Source organism: Streptomyces davaonensis JCM 4913 (assembly GCF_000349325.1).
In the GTDB taxonomy this organism is placed as follows: domain Bacteria; phylum Actinomycetota; class Actinomycetes; order Streptomycetales; family Streptomycetaceae; genus Streptomyces; species Streptomyces davaonensis.
The window spans coordinates 947,460-961,347 of record NC_020504.1; the positions used below are offsets into that span (position 1 = coordinate 947,460).

At 71.7% G+C, this 13,888-nt stretch carries 12 protein-coding genes; 5 read left to right on the forward strand and 7 right to left on the reverse strand.

Going from position 1 to position 13,888, the window contains the following annotated elements; genetic code table 11:
* The first annotated feature begins 34 nt into the window (after nt 1-34).
* The 4 genes from BN159_RS04165 (at nt 35) to BN159_RS04180 (ending at nt 6,041) form a co-directional block, all read left to right on the forward strand.
* Complete coding sequence (locus BN159_RS04165) at nt 35-2,797, forward strand: SpoIIE family protein phosphatase (protein ID WP_078598747.1); 2,763 nt, start codon at nt 35-37, stop codon at nt 2,795-2,797.
* Between the two features lie 121 nt (nt 2,798-2,918).
* On the forward strand, nt 2,919-3,725 hold the full coding sequence (locus BN159_RS04170; protein ID WP_015655654.1) for a chitosanase: 807 nt from the start codon (nt 2,919-2,921) through the stop codon (nt 3,723-3,725).
* 173 nt (nt 3,726-3,898) lie between these two features.
* Complete coding sequence (locus tag BN159_RS04175) at nt 3,899-5,263, forward strand: FAD-dependent oxidoreductase (protein WP_015655655.1); 1,365 nt, start codon at nt 3,899-3,901, stop codon at nt 5,261-5,263.
* Nucleotides 5,264-5,408: 145 nt separating this feature from the next.
* Entirely contained in the window at nt 5,409-6,041 is a 633-nt protein-coding gene (locus tag BN159_RS04180; RefSeq protein ID WP_015655656.1) for an FxLYD domain-containing protein, read from the forward strand.
* Here BN159_RS04180 and BN159_RS04185 read toward each other — a convergent pair.
* Genes BN159_RS04185 through BN159_RS04215 form a run of 7 tightly spaced genes read right to left on the reverse strand, consistent with a single transcriptional unit; the run spans nt 6,035 to nt 12,704 of the window.
* The gene (locus BN159_RS04185) at nt 6,035-6,760 is read right to left on the reverse strand and encodes an SDR family NAD(P)-dependent oxidoreductase (RefSeq protein ID WP_015655657.1); all 726 of its coding nucleotides are present in this window, start codon (nt 6,758-6,760) and stop codon (nt 6,035-6,037) included. The two genes, BN159_RS04180 and BN159_RS04185, sit on opposite strands and share 7 nt — an antisense overlap.
* The gene (locus BN159_RS04190; RefSeq protein WP_015655658.1) at nt 6,757-7,686 is read right to left on the reverse strand and encodes a fumarylacetoacetate hydrolase family protein; all 930 of its coding nucleotides are present in this window, start codon (nt 7,684-7,686) and stop codon (nt 6,757-6,759) included. Before BN159_RS04190 ends, BN159_RS04185 begins: the two co-directional genes overlap by 4 nt.
* Nucleotides 7,687-7,693: 7 nt before the next feature.
* Entirely contained in the window at nt 7,694-8,626 is a 933-nt protein-coding gene (locus BN159_RS04195; protein WP_015655659.1) for a VOC family protein, read from the reverse strand.
* Nucleotides 8,627-8,630: 4 nt separating this feature from the next.
* Nucleotides 8,631-9,626: an amidohydrolase family protein gene (locus BN159_RS04200; RefSeq protein WP_015655660.1), complete on the reverse strand. Its 996-nt coding sequence runs from the start codon at nt 9,624-9,626 to the stop codon at nt 8,631-8,633.
* Entirely contained in the window at nt 9,623-10,747 is a 1,125-nt protein-coding gene (locus BN159_RS04205) for an FAD-dependent oxidoreductase (RefSeq protein WP_015655661.1), read from the reverse strand. Before BN159_RS04205 ends, BN159_RS04200 begins: the two co-directional genes overlap by 4 nt.
* Before the next feature lie 23 nt (nt 10,748-10,770).
* Entirely contained in the window at nt 10,771-11,727 is a 957-nt protein-coding gene (locus BN159_RS04210; protein WP_015655662.1) for a cyclase family protein, read from the reverse strand.
* Complete coding sequence (locus BN159_RS04215) at nt 11,724-12,704, reverse strand: fumarylacetoacetate hydrolase family protein (protein ID WP_015655663.1); 981 nt, start codon at nt 12,702-12,704, stop codon at nt 11,724-11,726. The genes BN159_RS04210 and BN159_RS04215 overlap by 4 nt, the downstream gene beginning before the upstream one ends.
* A gap of 139 nt (nt 12,705-12,843) precedes the next feature.
* Here BN159_RS04215 and BN159_RS04220 point away from each other — a divergent pair, with 139 nt between their 5' ends.
* A complete protein-coding gene (locus BN159_RS04220; protein WP_015655664.1) occupies nt 12,844-13,749 on the forward strand; it encodes a LysR family transcriptional regulator in 906 nt (301 codons plus the stop codon).
* The last annotated feature ends 139 nt before the right edge of the window (nt 13,750-13,888 follow it).

Consider the following 13,888-nt stretch of genomic DNA (forward strand, 5'->3'; position numbering starts at 1 on the left):
CGCCTACTGAGGTCCGGCAGTGTAGACATGGCTCATGGTCCGACTCTCGGGTCGTGGGGCCCGGTCGCTCCGTCGCCGCAGCGGTCCGCGCCCTCACCGTGCGCCCGACCGCGCCCGCGGACTGCGCGCGGGCAGCGTGCCGGACACCGAACGCCCACCGAAGCACGGCCGGCGGCCTCGGTCACCGCTGAGCCGGATCAGCGTGGCGGGCCAGGTCTTCCTGTTCCAGGTCGTCATCGTGCTGCTGCTGGTCGTGGCCGCGGTAGTGGCGCTGGTGCTCCAGGTGCGGCACGACAGCACCCGCGAGGCCCGCAACCGCTCGGTCGCCGTCGCCCAGGCCTTCGCCAACGCGCCCGGCACCGTCGAGGCCCTCGACGACCCGAACCCGTCGTCGATCTTCCAGCCGCATGCGGAGGCCGCCCGCAAGGACACCAAGGTCGACTTCATCGTCGTCATGAACACCGACGGCATCCGCTACAGCCACCCCAAGCCGGACCGCATCGGCAAGCAGTTCGTCGGCACCATCGAACCCGCGCTCGAGGGCAAGGTCGTGACCGAGGAGATCATCGGCACGATCGGGCCCCTGGTGCAGGCCGTCGTCCCCATCAAGGACTCCGACGGCAAGGTCGTCGGCCTGGTGTCGGCCGGGATCACCACGGCGACCGTCGGCGGCACCGCCGACCAGCAGCTGCCGCTGCTGCTGAGCGCGGCCGCGGCGGCCCTCGCCCTGTCGACGGGCGGCACCGCGCTGGTGAGCAGACGGCTGCTGCGGCAGACCCATGGCCTCGGCCCGCACGAGATGACCCGGATGTACGAGCACCACGACGCGGTGCTGCACGCCGTCCGCGAGGGCGTGATCATCGTCGGTGACGAGCGCCGGCTGCTGCTCGCCAACGACGAGGCGCACCGGCTGCTCGACCTGCCGGCCGACGCCGAGGGCCGCCAGGTCGCCGACCTCGGACTGGCCGCCGACACCGCCGAGCTGCTGGGCTCGGGGCGGGTCGCCACCGACGAGGTGCACCTGGTCAAGGAGCGGCTGCTGGCGGTGAACCAGCGGCCGACACAGCTGCGCGGCGGCCCGTCCGGGAGCGTGGCGACGCTGCGCGACTCCACCGAGCTGCGGGCCCTGTCCGGCCGGGCGGAGACCGCACGCGAGCGGCTCAGCATGCTCTACGACGCCGGCGTGGGCATCGGCACCAGCCTGGACGTGACCCGCACCGCCGAGGAGCTGGCGGAGCTGGCCGTGCCGAGGTTCGCGGACTTCGTCACCGTGGACCTGTACGACTCCGTGCTCAGCGGCGGCCAGGCCGAGACGGTGACCCCGCTGCGCCGTACCGCCGCCAGCGGGATCGGCAAGGACGCGCCGCTGTACCCGGTGGGCCAGCAGATCGCGTTCGTCGAGACCTCGCCGCAGGCCCGCGCGCTCGACGAGGGGCAGGCGGTGCTGGAGCCACGGCTGGCCGAGGCGCCCGGCTGGCAGGCGCAGGACCTGGAGCGGTCCGCGCAGGTCGTGGAGTACGGCATCCACTCTCTGATCGCGGTGCCGCTGCGGGCCGGGGTGCTGGTCCTGGGCGTGGTGAGCTTCTGGCGGGCGCAGAAGCCGGAGCCGTTCGACGCCGAGGAGCTGGAGCTGGCGGAGGAGCTGGTCGCGCGGGCGGCGGTCTCCATCGACAACGCCCGCCGCTACACCCGCGAGCACAACATGGCGGTGACCCTCCAGCGCAGTCTGCTGCCGCGCACCCTGCCCGAGCAGAACGCCCTGGAGATCGCCTACCGGTATCTGCCCGCGCAGGCCGGGGTGGGCGGCGACTGGTTCGACGTACTGCCGTTGTCCGGGGCCCGCGTCGCCCTCGTCGTGGGGGACGTGGTCGGGCACGGGCTGCACGCGGCGGCCACCATGGGGCGGCTGCGGACCGCGGTGCACAACTTCTCCGCGCTGGACCTGCCGCCGGAGGAACTCCTCGCGCTGCTGGACGAGTTGGTCGCCCGGATCGACCAGGACGAGGCGGCGGAGGGCAGTACGGCGCCGGTGACCGGGGCGACCTGTCTGTACGCGGTGTACGACCCGGTGTCCCGGCGCTGCACGATCGCGCGGGCCGGTCATCCGCCGCCCGCGCTGATCCGGCCGGACGGCAGCGTCGAGTTCCCCGACGTGCCCGCCGGTCCCCCGCTCGGGCTCGGCGGGCTGCCGTTCGAGACGGCCGAGCTCCAACTGCCCGAGGGCAGCAGGCTCGTGCTGTACACCGACGGGCTGGTCGAGGACCGCGAGCGGGACATCGACGAGGGTCTTGAACTGCTGCGCGCGGCGCTCGCGCGGGCGGGCAGCTCGCCGGAGGAGACCTGCCGGACGGTGCTGGACGCCCGTCTGCCGGACCGTCCGGGCGACGACATCGCCCTGCTCGTCGCCCGCACCCGGGCGCTGCCCGCCGACCGGATCGCGGAGTGGCAGATCCCCTCCGATCCGGCGGCCGTGGCCAAGGTGCGGGCGTCGGTGAGCCGTCAGCTCGCGCACTGGGACCTGGACGAGCTGACGTTCACCACGGAGCTGATCCTCAGCGAACTGGTCACCAACGCGATCCGCTACGGCGGCGACCCCATCCGGGTCCGCGTGCTCCACGACCGCACCCTGATCTGCGAGGTCTACGACAGCAGCAACACCTCACCCCATCTGCGCTACGCGGCCATGACGGACGAGGGCGGCCGGGGACTGTTCCTGGTGGCGCAGCTCTCCGAGCGCTGGGGTACCCGGTACACGCCCGCGGGCAAGGTGATCTGGGCGGAACAACCCCTGCCGTAGCCCAGGGGGCAACGAGTTGTGACGCGACGGGTGGGCAAGTCCCGCCGCATCTGATAGTAAACCTTCCTATCAGTGCCACGTACCTTCAACCCCCCACCCCCACCCCCCACTTGGAGCCCCCGTGAGGCACCCGACCCGCCGCACCCTGCTCGCCGCGACAGTCGCCTCGACTGCCGCGATCCCCCTGCTCAACGCCGGACACGCGGGCGCCGTCCGCGCGCCCGGGCTCGACGACCCGGCGAAGAAGGAGATCGCCATGAAGCTGGTGTCGAGCGCGGAGAACTCCTCGCTCGACTGGAAGGCGCAGTACAAGTACATCGAGGACATCGGCGACGGCCGCGGCTACACGGCCGGGATCATCGGCTTCTGCTCCGGCACCGGCGACATGCTCGACCTGGTCGAGCTGTACACCGACCGCAGCCCCGGCAACGTGCTCGCCAAGTACCTCCCCGCGCTGCGCGCGGTCGACGGCACCGACTCGCACGCGGGCCTGGACCCCGACTACCCCCGGGACTGGCGCAGGGCGGCCCAGGACCGCGCCTTCCAGCAGGCGCAGAACGACGAACGGGACCGGGTGTACTTCGACCCGGCCGTACGGCAGGGCAAGGCGGACGGGCTGCGCGCGCTCGGGCAGTTCGCGTACTACGACGCCATCGTCATGCACGGCGGCGGCTCCGACCGCCTCAGCTTCGGCAGCATCCGCAGGCGGGCCCTCCAGAGCGCGCGGCCGCCCGCCCAGGGCGGCGACGAGGTGCGCTACCTGCACGCCTTCCTCGACGCCCGGGTGTGGGCGATGAAGCAGGAGGAGGCGCACAGCGACACCAGCCGGGTGGACACGGCTCAGCGCGTCTTCCTGCGCCAGGGCAACCTCGACCTCAACCCGCCACTGGACTGGAAGGTGTACGGGGACAGCTACCACATCGGCTGAACTGCCCCTGGAATCAACCGCATCGGGGCCCGGCGACCCGGCCCCGGTGCGGCCCGGAACCGCTCATAAACCCAGCTTATGAGCTCATAGACCGGACCCGCGTACCGACTTAGGGTTGCCTTAACTTAGGCTTCCCGTCGAGTTGCTTGTCATCGCTCGAAGGGAACCTGATCATGCCCCGCCCCCTGCGGGTAGCCATTGTCGGAGCCGGCCCCGCCGGGATCTACGCCGCCGACGCGCTGCTCAAGTCCGATGTGGCCGCCGAGCCCGGTGTCTCCATCGACATCTTCGAGCGCATGCCGGCCCCGTTCGGCCTGATCCGTTACGGCGTCGCCCCCGACCACCCCCGCATCAAGGGCATCATCACGGCCCTGCACCAGGTCCTCGACAAGCCCCAGGTCCGCCTCTTCGGCAACGTGGACTACGGCACCGATGTGCACCTGGACGATCTGCGCGCCTTCTACGACGGGGTCATCTTCTCCACCGGCGCGATGGCCGACCGCGAACTGCGGATACCGGGCGTCGAGCTGGACGGTTCCTACGGCGCCGCCGACTTCGCGTCCTGGTACGACGGCCACCCGGACGTGCCGCGCACCTGGCCGCTGGAGGCGGAGAAGGTCGCCGTCCTGGGCGTGGGCAATGTGGCGCTCGATGTCTCCCGCATCCTCGCCAAGACCGCGGACGAGCTGCTGCCGACCGAGATCCCGCCGAACGTTCACGAGGGCCTCAAGGCCAACAAGGCCGTGGAGATCCACGTCTTCGGCCGCCGCGGCCCGGCACAGGCGAAGTTCAGCCCGATGGAGCTGCGCGAGCTGGACCACTCCCCCAACATCGAGGTCATCGTCAACCCCGAGGACATCGACTACGACGAGGGCTCCGTCGAGCAGCGGCGCTCCAACAAGCAGGTCGACATGGTCGCCAAGACCCTGGAGAACTGGGCGATCCGCGACATCGGCGACCGCCCGCACAAACTGTTCCTGCACTTCTTCGAGTCGCCGGTGGAGATCCTCGGCGAGGACGGCAAGGTCGTCGGCCTGCGCACCGAGCGCACCGAGCTGGACGGCACCGGCAACGTCAAGGGCACCGGCGAGTTCCACGACTGGGACGTGAGCGCCGTCTACCGCGCCGTCGGCTACCTCTCCGACAAGCTGCCCAAGCTGCCCTGGGACATCGAGTCGGGCACCGTCCCGGACGAGGGCGGCCGGGTCATGCAGGAGACCGGCGAGCACCTGGACTCGACGTACGTCACCGGCTGGATCCGCCGCGGCCCGGTGGGCCTCATCGGCCACACCAAGGGCGACGCCAACGAGACGGTGGCGAACCTGCTGGAGGACTTCGCGGGCGGCCGGCTCCGCACGCCGGGCACGCCCGAGCCGGAGGCCGTGGAGGCGTTCCTCGCCGAGCGCGAGATCCGCTTCACCACCTGGGAGGGCTGGTACCGGCTGGACGCCGCCGAGAAGGCGCTGGGCGAGCCCGAGGGCCGGGAGCGCGTGAAGATCGTCGAGCGCGAGGACATGCTCCGCGCGAGCGGCGCCTGATCCGTACGACACGAAGGGCCCGGGGCCGTGTGCCCCGGGCCCTTCGTGGTCCACGGCACCGACAGCGCCGAGTGGCTGCCCGACTACACGTCGTGCACGATGTGGCCGGTAGGACGTGAGAGCCCGATGGGAAGGATCACCGGCCATGCGCACAGGCCCCCTGCGACCGAGAAGCCCGTCCCGGACCCGTTCGGTGGCCATGGCGGTGGCCGGAATCCTGGTCGCCGCCCTGAGCGCGGTCTCGCTCGTGTCGTGCGGTTCGGACGACGACGACAGCGGCGACACCGCGGCCACCAGGACCCGTACGGCTCCCAACACCGCGGACTTCTCCGGCACCGCGCCGACCGCACTGGAGTCGCTGGCCGAGTCGGTCAAGGCGTCCCTGTCCGCGGTGGCCTCGTCCGTCTCGGCGCGCGCCTCGGAGTTCGAGGCCTCCGTCTCCGCCGAGGTGGCCCGCGCCAACGCCGCCGCGCAGGAGCAGTTGAAGGACGTCGAGGGGCGCGGCAACGCCACGGCCGACGTCTCCCTCACCGGAAAGCCCCGGGCGGACACCGGCGGACTGCTCGCCGTGGTCGTCAACATCACCAACAGCACGGACCAGACCGCCTCCTACGCCGTGCAGGTCGACTTCAGCGACTCCGACGGCAACGTCGTGGAGACCCGTTACGTCGGCGCGGAGGACCTGGAGCCCGGGGAGCGGGCCCAGCCCCTCGCCATCAGCCGCAAGCCTCCCGAGCCGAAGCTGACGGCGGCGATCGCCAAGGCGCAGCGCTACTGAAGCGCGTCCGAGATCGACTTCACCCCGCCGTGCGCGGTGAGGCCGCCGTCGACCGGGATCTCGGCGCCGGTGATGAAGGAGGCCGCGTCGGAGAGCAGGAACACCACCACAGCGGCCACCTCGTCCACCGTGCCGGTCCGGCCGAGCGGTGTCTCCCGCAGGTTCGCCGCGCGGAAGGCCGGGGCGGCGGAGGCGGTCATGTCCGTCTCGATGAACCCGGGGTGGACGGTGTTCACCCGGATGCCGCGCGGCCCCAGCTCCGTCGCCGCCGCCTTCGACAGCCCGCGCAGCGCCCATTTGCTCGCCGTGTACGCCACCGGGTAGTGCCCGGTGAGCGCGGCCGAGGAGCCGACGTTCACGATCGACGCGCCGGACGGCATCAGCCGAGCGAGGTGCTGGATGCCGAGGAGTGGGCCGGTGACGTTGACCGCGTGGACCCGGGCGAAGTCCTCGGGGCGTACGGCGTCCAGGCGGGCCCGCCAGGTGATTCCGGCGTTGTTGACCAGCCCGTGGACCTGGCCGTACGACTCCGCCAGTGCCGCGGCCAGTCGCGCCCACTCCTCCGCGCTGGTGACGTCGAGGCGGCGGCAGTCGCCGGCGGGCTCCAGGTCCGTGGCGACGACCCGGGCGCCGGCCCGGGTCAGGGCGTCGGCTTCGGCGGCGCCCTGGCCGCGCGCGGCGCCGGTCACCACGACGACCTTGCCGTGCAGTCCGGTCATGGCCGCTCCCGGCGGCGGAGCCGGGCGGTCGGCAGCGGCACCGGATCGGCGCCGGCGACGACCGTGTTCGAGACGGTCCCGATGCCCTCGACGGTGAGCGTGACGGTGTCCCCGGGCTTAAGCGGCGGCGGTGACTGCTCGCCCCGCACGCCCCACAATTCCGCCAGGCAGCCGCCGTTGCCGCAGGTGCCCGAGCCGAGGACGTCACCCGGCCGGACGAGGGTGCCCCGCGAGGCGTAGGCGGCCATCTCCTCGAAGGTCCAGCTCATGTTGGACAGCAGATCCTCGCCGACGACCTCGCCGTTCACGGCGGCGGTCAGGGCCAGCCGAAGGAACCCGTCGCCGTCCCGGTACGGCTCCAGTTCATCGGCGGTGACCAGGTACGGCCCCAGCGTGGCGGCCGTGTCCTTGCCCTTGCAGGGGCCGAGCCGGACCTGCATCTCCCGGGACTGGAGATCGCGTGCGGACCAGTCGTTGAGGATCGTGTAGCCGACGATGTGGTCGCGGGCCCGCTCCGGGGTGAGGTCACGGCCCTCCCGGCCGATGACGGCGGCGACTTCGAGCTCGAAGTCCAGCAGCGACGATCCCGGCGGCACGGGCACGTCGTCGTACGGGCCGATCACCGCGTACGGGTTGGTGAAGTAGAACGTCGGCGCGTCGTACCAGGCCTCGGGCACCCCTCCGACGCCGTCCACGGACCGTCGTACGCCTTCGACGTGTTCCTCGAAGGTGACGAAGTCCCGCAGGGTGGCGGGCTCCAGGGGCGCCAGCAGGCGTACGTCCGCCAGGGGCACGGGAGGGCCCACCGGCCGTGTCCCGTACGCCGCTTGCACCGGTGAGGTTCCCTCGGGCAGGGCGCGCACGGTGTCGTCCTCGACGATGCCGTGGCAGCGGCGGCCCTCGTGCAGATAGGTGGCTATGCGCATGCGGGCCTCACACCGGCGGGGCGACGAAGCAGCCGCGGTCGACGTCGTTGAAGGACTCCTTGGCGACCAGTTCGTTCATCGGGTTCGCGGTGCCCCACTGGTCGGTGACCTCGGGCTGCGAGAAGTCGTAGACGTGCGGATGCCAGGTGTCCTCGTCCAGTTCCTCCAACTCGGTCGTGTACTCGACGGTGTTGCCGTGCGGGTCGAGGAAGTAGGTGAAGGTGTTGTCGCCCGCCATGTGCCGTCCCGGCCCCCAGACCTTCCGGAAGCCGGCGCGCATCACCCGGCCCGAGCCGCGCATGTACTCGTCCAGGCCGCGCATCTCGAAGGAGACGTGGTGCAGGGAGGTGTGCGGACCTTGGGCGATGGCCATGGAATGGTGCTGGTTGCTGATCCGCAGGAAGTGCATGACCTCGCCCATGTGCGGTGAGCTGAGCGTGTCGGAGAGCCGGAAGCCGAGGTGACGCTCGTACCACTCCCGAGTCCGGTTGAGATCCGGGGAGTTGAGGACCACGTGCGACAGCTTGACCGGGATCGACTCCTTCTCCTCGATCCTGCGGTGCTGTCGCACCTCCACCTCGGCGGAGACCTCGACGGAGCGTCCGTCGACGTCGAAGAAGCGGAAGCCGTAACCGCCGCCGGGGGTGTCGACCTTGCCCGGCCGGGAGATCAACTCGACTCCGCCCGCGAGCAGTCGCTCGGCGAGCGTGTCCACGTCGGCCGGGCTCGCGGCGCCGTAGGAGACGAGGTCGAGGCGCTTCTCCTCGGCCCTGCGCAGGCGGACGACGTACTGCTCGGGCGAGCCCTCGGCGGCGAGGAAGGAGATGCCGGAGTCCTCGGCGACCTTGGTCAGGCCCCAGACGCCGGCGTAGAAGTCGAGCTGCTTGTCGTAGTCGGGCACGGCGAGGTCGACGTGCCGCAGATGGGTGAGCAGGCGCATGGTGTCACTCCTTGGGGAGCAGGGCAGCGGCGTTGCCGCCTCGTACGGCGTGGAAGTCGGCGTCGGACAGGTGCGCGGCGCGCAGGGCGCCGAGCGGGTCCTCGGTGCCCATGTCGAAGGGGAAGTCGGAGCCGAGCAGCACCCGGTCCGGGCCCGCCGCCCGCACCAGCTCCCGCAGGGTGTGCGGGTCGTGGACGAGGGAGTCGAAGTACAGCTGCCGCAGATAGCTGCTGGGCTCGCGCCCGCAGCCGCGGGCGTCGGGGCGGACCCGCCAGGCGTGGTCCGAGCGGCCGATGTGGGTGGGGAGATAGCCGCCCCCGTGCGCGGCGATCAGCTTCAGCCCCGGGTACCGGTCCAGGACCCCGGAGAAGATCAGATGGGAGAGCGCGACGGCGTTCTCGGTGGGCTGGCCGACGGTGTTGGACAGGTACCAGCGGTTCAGCCGCTCGTCGAGGGTGCAGCCGAAGGGGTGCAGGAAGAGAAGCGCCCCCGTCTTCTCGGCGCGCGCCCACAGTGGCTCGTACGCCGGGTCCGACAGCTCCCGTCCGGGTGCGTGGCTGGAGATCTCCACGCCCAACAGGCCCTGCTCCAGGGCATGTTCAAGGGCGGGTACGACGAGCTTGGGGTGTTGGAGCGGGACGAGTCCGAGTCCGTACAGCCGCTCGGGTGCGTGGGCGCAGTGCGCGGCGGTGGCCTCGTTCGCGAGCCGGGAGATCTTCTCGGCCGTCTCCTCGTCGGTCCAGGGGTGGTAGTGCGACGGGGAGGGGCTGACGAGCTGGATGTCGACGCCCTGGGCGTCCATCGCGGTCAGGCGGGCGGTGACGTCGGTCAGGTGTGGGATGCGGGCGCCGACCATGGGCCCGTTGACGGCGAGGGCCATGGGGCCGTTGCGGCGGGCGTCGAGTTCCTTGGCCTGGGCATGTCCGGGCAGTCCGGCGACGAGGGCGTCGACTTCGGGCAGCAGGACGTGCGCGTGCACATCAACCGTGGGTGTCGTCACGGCAGTTCCTTCAGCGCGGCCATGGTGGTGCCCATCAGCCCGGGGAGGTCGCCTCGTACGCCGTCGAGCTGCCACTGCCCGATCCGCACGGACGCCTCGACGACCGTGCGGACTCGTTCGATGCGCCGCTCGTGGTAGCGGGTGAGGAGTTCGTCGTCCCAGTCCGCGGCGCCGGTGAGGAGCTGGGCCAGCACCCAGGCGTCCTCCAGGGCCATCGCGGCGCCCTGGGCCAGGGTGGGCGGGCAGCAGTGGGCGGCGTCGCCGACGAGGACGACGCGGCCCCGGTGCCAGGAGCCCTCGACGAGGAGTTGGTCGAACCAGGTGTAGTTGACCTGCGCCGGGTCGGTGATCGAGGCGCGGATCTCGTCCCAGGCGCCGCCGTAGCCCTCGGCCAGCCGGGACATCTCCCGCGCGTAGTTCTCGGGCGGAATGGCGGCGCGGTCGCGGTGGGGTTCGACGAGGTAGGCGTAGAGGGTGTCCGGTCCTGTGGGGGTGTATCCGGCGATGTGGCAGGGGCCGCCGTGGGCGAGGTCGGTGCGGGTCACTTCGGCGGGGCGGGGTGCCTGGACGCGCCAGATGGCCATGCCGGTGGGGGTGGGTCTGTCGTCGATGCCGACGGCCGCGCGGGTCGTGGAGTTCAGGCCGTCGGCGGCCACGACCAGGTCGTAGCGGTGCTCGGTGCCGTCGCTGAGGCGGACGGTGACGCCGGTGCCGTCCTGGGTGATGCTCTCGGCGGTGGTGCCGAGGCGGACGCGGGCACCCGAGGCGCGCACGGCGTCGGTGAGGATGCGCTGGAGGACCGGCCGCTGCATGCCGAGGGTGGCGGGGAGGTCGTCGCCGCCGGTGCGGAGGTCCTCGTTGATGTGCAGGACGGTGCCGTCGGGGGCGGTCAGGCCGACGGAGTCGAAGCAGAAGCCATGGGCGCGGATCTCCTCCCAGACGCCGATCTCACGCAGCACGCGCAGGGCGTTGCCCTGGAGGGTGATGCCGGAGCCGCGCACGTTCCAGTCGTCCTTCGCCTCGACGAGGTCCACGGCGATGCCCGCGCGGCGGAGCAGGACGGTCAGGGCGTTGCCGGACGTTCCGCCTCCGACGACGAGGACGGTCTTCTCTCTTCCCATGGCCAACTCCTTCGTTGGACGGGTCACTTGACTGCGACGGGGTTGACGGGGGAGCCGACGGCTCCGGTGATGGGCAGGGGTGCCGCGGTGAGCCAGAACTCGTGGACGCCGTCGTGCGCGCAGTCCTCGGCGAGCGCGTCAGGGTCCCACATCTCGCCGATGAGCAGGCCCATGTTGGGGATGGCGACCTGGTGCAGCGGCTGGAAGGCGTGCTCGAACTCGTTGGGCCGTACCTCGAAGCCCCAGGTGTCGGTGGCGACGGCCGCGATCTCGGTGCGGTGCAGCCAGCCGGCCGTGGTGAAGGACAGGCCGGGGGCGGCGCCGCCCGCGTAGTCGCCCCAGCCCTCGCGGCGGGCGCGGGTGAGCTGCCCGGTGCGAACGACGACCAGGTCGCCGCGGCCGACGGTGACGCCGTGCGCCTCGGCGGTCGCGGTGAGGTGCTCCTCGGTGATGGCGAAACCGTCGGGCAACTCGCCGTCGGTGCCGAGCACTCGGCCCACATCGAGGAGCACGCCCCGTCCGGCGACGTACGGCGCCATGTGCTCGATGCCGGTGACGAGATCACCGTCGGAGGTGACGACCTGCTCGGCGGCGCGGCCGTTCCAGGCCCTGCCGTGGTCGAAGATGTGCCCGAGGCCGTCCCACTGGGTGGAGCACTGGAGCGGCATGGCGATCACGTCGTCGGCGCCGCCGATGCCGTGCGGGAAGCCCTGGTTGCCGAGGGCCGCGTCTGTGCCGGTGTCCAGCATGGTGTGCACGGGGTTGGTGCGGCGCCGCCAGCCCTTCTGCGGGCCGTCCATGTCGAAGCGCTGCGCCAGCGAGAAGCTCACGCCGCGCCGGACGAGTGCGGCGCCCTCGCGGCGCTTGGCCGCGTCAAGGAAGTTGAGGGTGCCGAGGACGTCGTCCGCACCCCAACGCCCCCAGTTGGAGTACGCCTTGGCCGCCTCGGCGACGGCGCCCTCGGGGTCGTGGCGGTTCACGCGGACTCCCCCACACAGCGGGTGCGCTGGACGCCGAGACCGGTGATGGACCCCTCCATGACGTCGCCGTCGCGCAGCAGCCGCCCCCAGTGCATGCCGTTACCGGCCGGACTGCCCGTCAGCACCAGGTCCCCGGGCAGGAGTTGGGCGGCCTGGGAGGCGTACGACACCATGCGGGCGACGCCGAAGATCATGTCCTTGGTGGACTCGTCCTGCATGGTCTCGCCGTTGAGCTTCAGCGTGACGCGCAGTTCGCCGGGGTCCGTGACCGATTCGGCCGGGACGATCCAGGGGCCGAGCGGGGTGAAGCCGGGCGCGTTCTTGCTGCGCAGCCAGTCGGTGCCGATGGCCTTCATGTCCCGGCGGAAGACGGTGGCCCGGTCGGTGAGGTCGTTGGCGATGGTGTACCCGGCGATGTGGTCCAGGGCTTCCTCGACGGGGACCCGGTAAGCGGGCCTGCCGATCACCGCCGCCAACTCCAGTTCCCAGTCGGGCTGTTCGGCCCAGGCGGGCAGGAGGACATCGTCGTAGGGACCGGTGATCGCACTCGGCAGGCCGATGAAGACGTACGGCAGGTCCTCGGCGGCGCGCCGGTCCATGATCGCGGCGATCTCGGTCCGGGCCTCCTCCACCGTGCGCGGATCGTCGGGCGCGCGATGGGCGACCTCCAGATCGATGACGTGCTGCCGGTAGTTGGCGCCGGACTGGAAGACCTGGCGGGGCTCGACGGGGGCGTGCACGGTCAGACCGTCGAGGGGCTGCCAGGCGGCTTCCGGGTCGGCCGCCAGGGCGCGCAGGCGGGGCTGCACCTCGTCCCAGCGCTCGAACACCGCGCGGGCCGTCAGCGCGGGGTCGCCGAGGGCGGTGCGCAGGTCCGCGGCACGCTGCTCAGGAGTCACCAGGGCGGGGAAAGGGGCCTGGCCAGGGGCGGAGAGGGTACCGAGGGCGAAGGGCGCGGAAGGGGCTGCGGGTTTCACTGGCGTGTCCTCCTGGTTGCGGTGCGACTAATCTGGCTCCGCATCCCGCAATCTGGGAAATCGATTCTTATGATGAGGATCATCCATCGTGTGAATAGTGCCGTGGCAGGCTTGCGCGGCCCGTGTTCCGGAGGCAGCAGTGCATCTGTCCGGCCTGGACCTCAATCTCGTGCTGTCCCTGCGTGCCCTGCTGGAGGAGCGCAACGTCACCCGGGCCGGTCAGCGCATCGGGCTCAGCCAGCCCGCGATGAGCGCGGCCCTGGCCCGGCTGCGCCGGCACTTCGACGACGAACTGCTCTCCCGCGTCGGCGGACAGTACGAACTGACCGCGCTCGGCCGGGCCCTGCTGGACCGCACCGCCACCGCCTGCGATCTCCTGGAGCGGGTCTTCAGCAGCCGGGCGGACTTCGTGCCGGGCACCGAGCGGCACGAGTTCACCCTGCTCTCCTCCGACTACGCGGTCGCGGTGTTCGGCGCCGAACTCGCCCGTACCGTGCACGCCGAGGCCCCCGGGGTACGGCTGCGCTTCCGGCGGACGCCGGCCGATGTGACGGAGGAGTCCGGGACGGTGCTCAGCACGGCCGACGGGCTGCTGATGCCGCACGGCATCATCAGCGGCTTCCCCGCCGTCGACCTGTTCGCCGACCGCTGGGCCTTCCTGGTCGCCGACTCCAACGACGAGGTCGGCGACCGGCTCACCATGGCGGACCTGGCCCGGCTGCCCTGGGTCATCTACCAGCGCACCTACGACGCGCCCGCCGCGCGGCAGTTGAGCATGCTCGGCATCGATCCGCAGGTCGAGGTGTCCGTCGACAGCTTCCAGGTGCTGCCCTTCCTGGTCGCCGGCACCCGCCGGATCGCGCTCGTGCAGCGCCGCCTCGCCGATCTGCTGCACGGTGTGGCCGCGGTGCGGGTCATGGATCCGCCGTACGAGGTGGTGCCGGTGCAGGAGGCGCTGTGGTGGCATCCGGTGCACACCCATGACGCGGCGCACATCTGGCTGCGGGAGACGGCGGCGCGGGTGGGGGCGGGGCTGGCGAGTTGACGCCCGCCGGCGAGGCGAGGGCATCCAGGGGATGAATGATCGCCATCCTCGATCGCGGTCGGACGGGGGCTGGGCAGCACCTTGCGGGTGACCGATAGTCGTCTCCACCAGGCGCCCGGAGCCGCATCGCTCAGCGGTC

Bases quoted from the DNA above. Each gene is read 5' to 3' on its own strand.
- BN159_RS04165 (WP_078598747.1), top strand. From the start codon at position 35: ATGGTCCGACTCTCGGGTCGTGGGGCCCGGTCGCTCCGTCGCCGCAGC.
- BN159_RS04175 (WP_015655655.1), top strand. From the start codon at position 3,899: ATGCCCCGCCCCCTGCGGGTAGCCATTGTCGGAGCCGGCCCCGCCGGG.
- BN159_RS04180 (WP_015655656.1), top strand. From the start codon at position 5,409: ATGCGCACAGGCCCCCTGCGACCGAGAAGCCCGTCCCGGACCCGTTCG.
- BN159_RS04185 (WP_015655657.1), bottom strand. From the start codon at position 6,760: ATGACCGGACTGCACGGCAAGGTCGTCGTGGTGACCGGCGCCGCGCGC.
- BN159_RS04190 (WP_015655658.1), bottom strand. From the start codon at position 7,686: ATGCGCATAGCCACCTATCTGCACGAGGGCCGCCGCTGCCACGGCATC.
- BN159_RS04195 (WP_015655659.1), bottom strand. From the start codon at position 8,626: ATGCGCCTGCTCACCCATCTGCGGCACGTCGACCTCGCCGTGCCCGAC.
- BN159_RS04205 (WP_015655661.1), bottom strand. From the start codon at position 10,747: ATGGGAAGAGAGAAGACCGTCCTCGTCGTCGGAGGCGGAACGTCCGGC.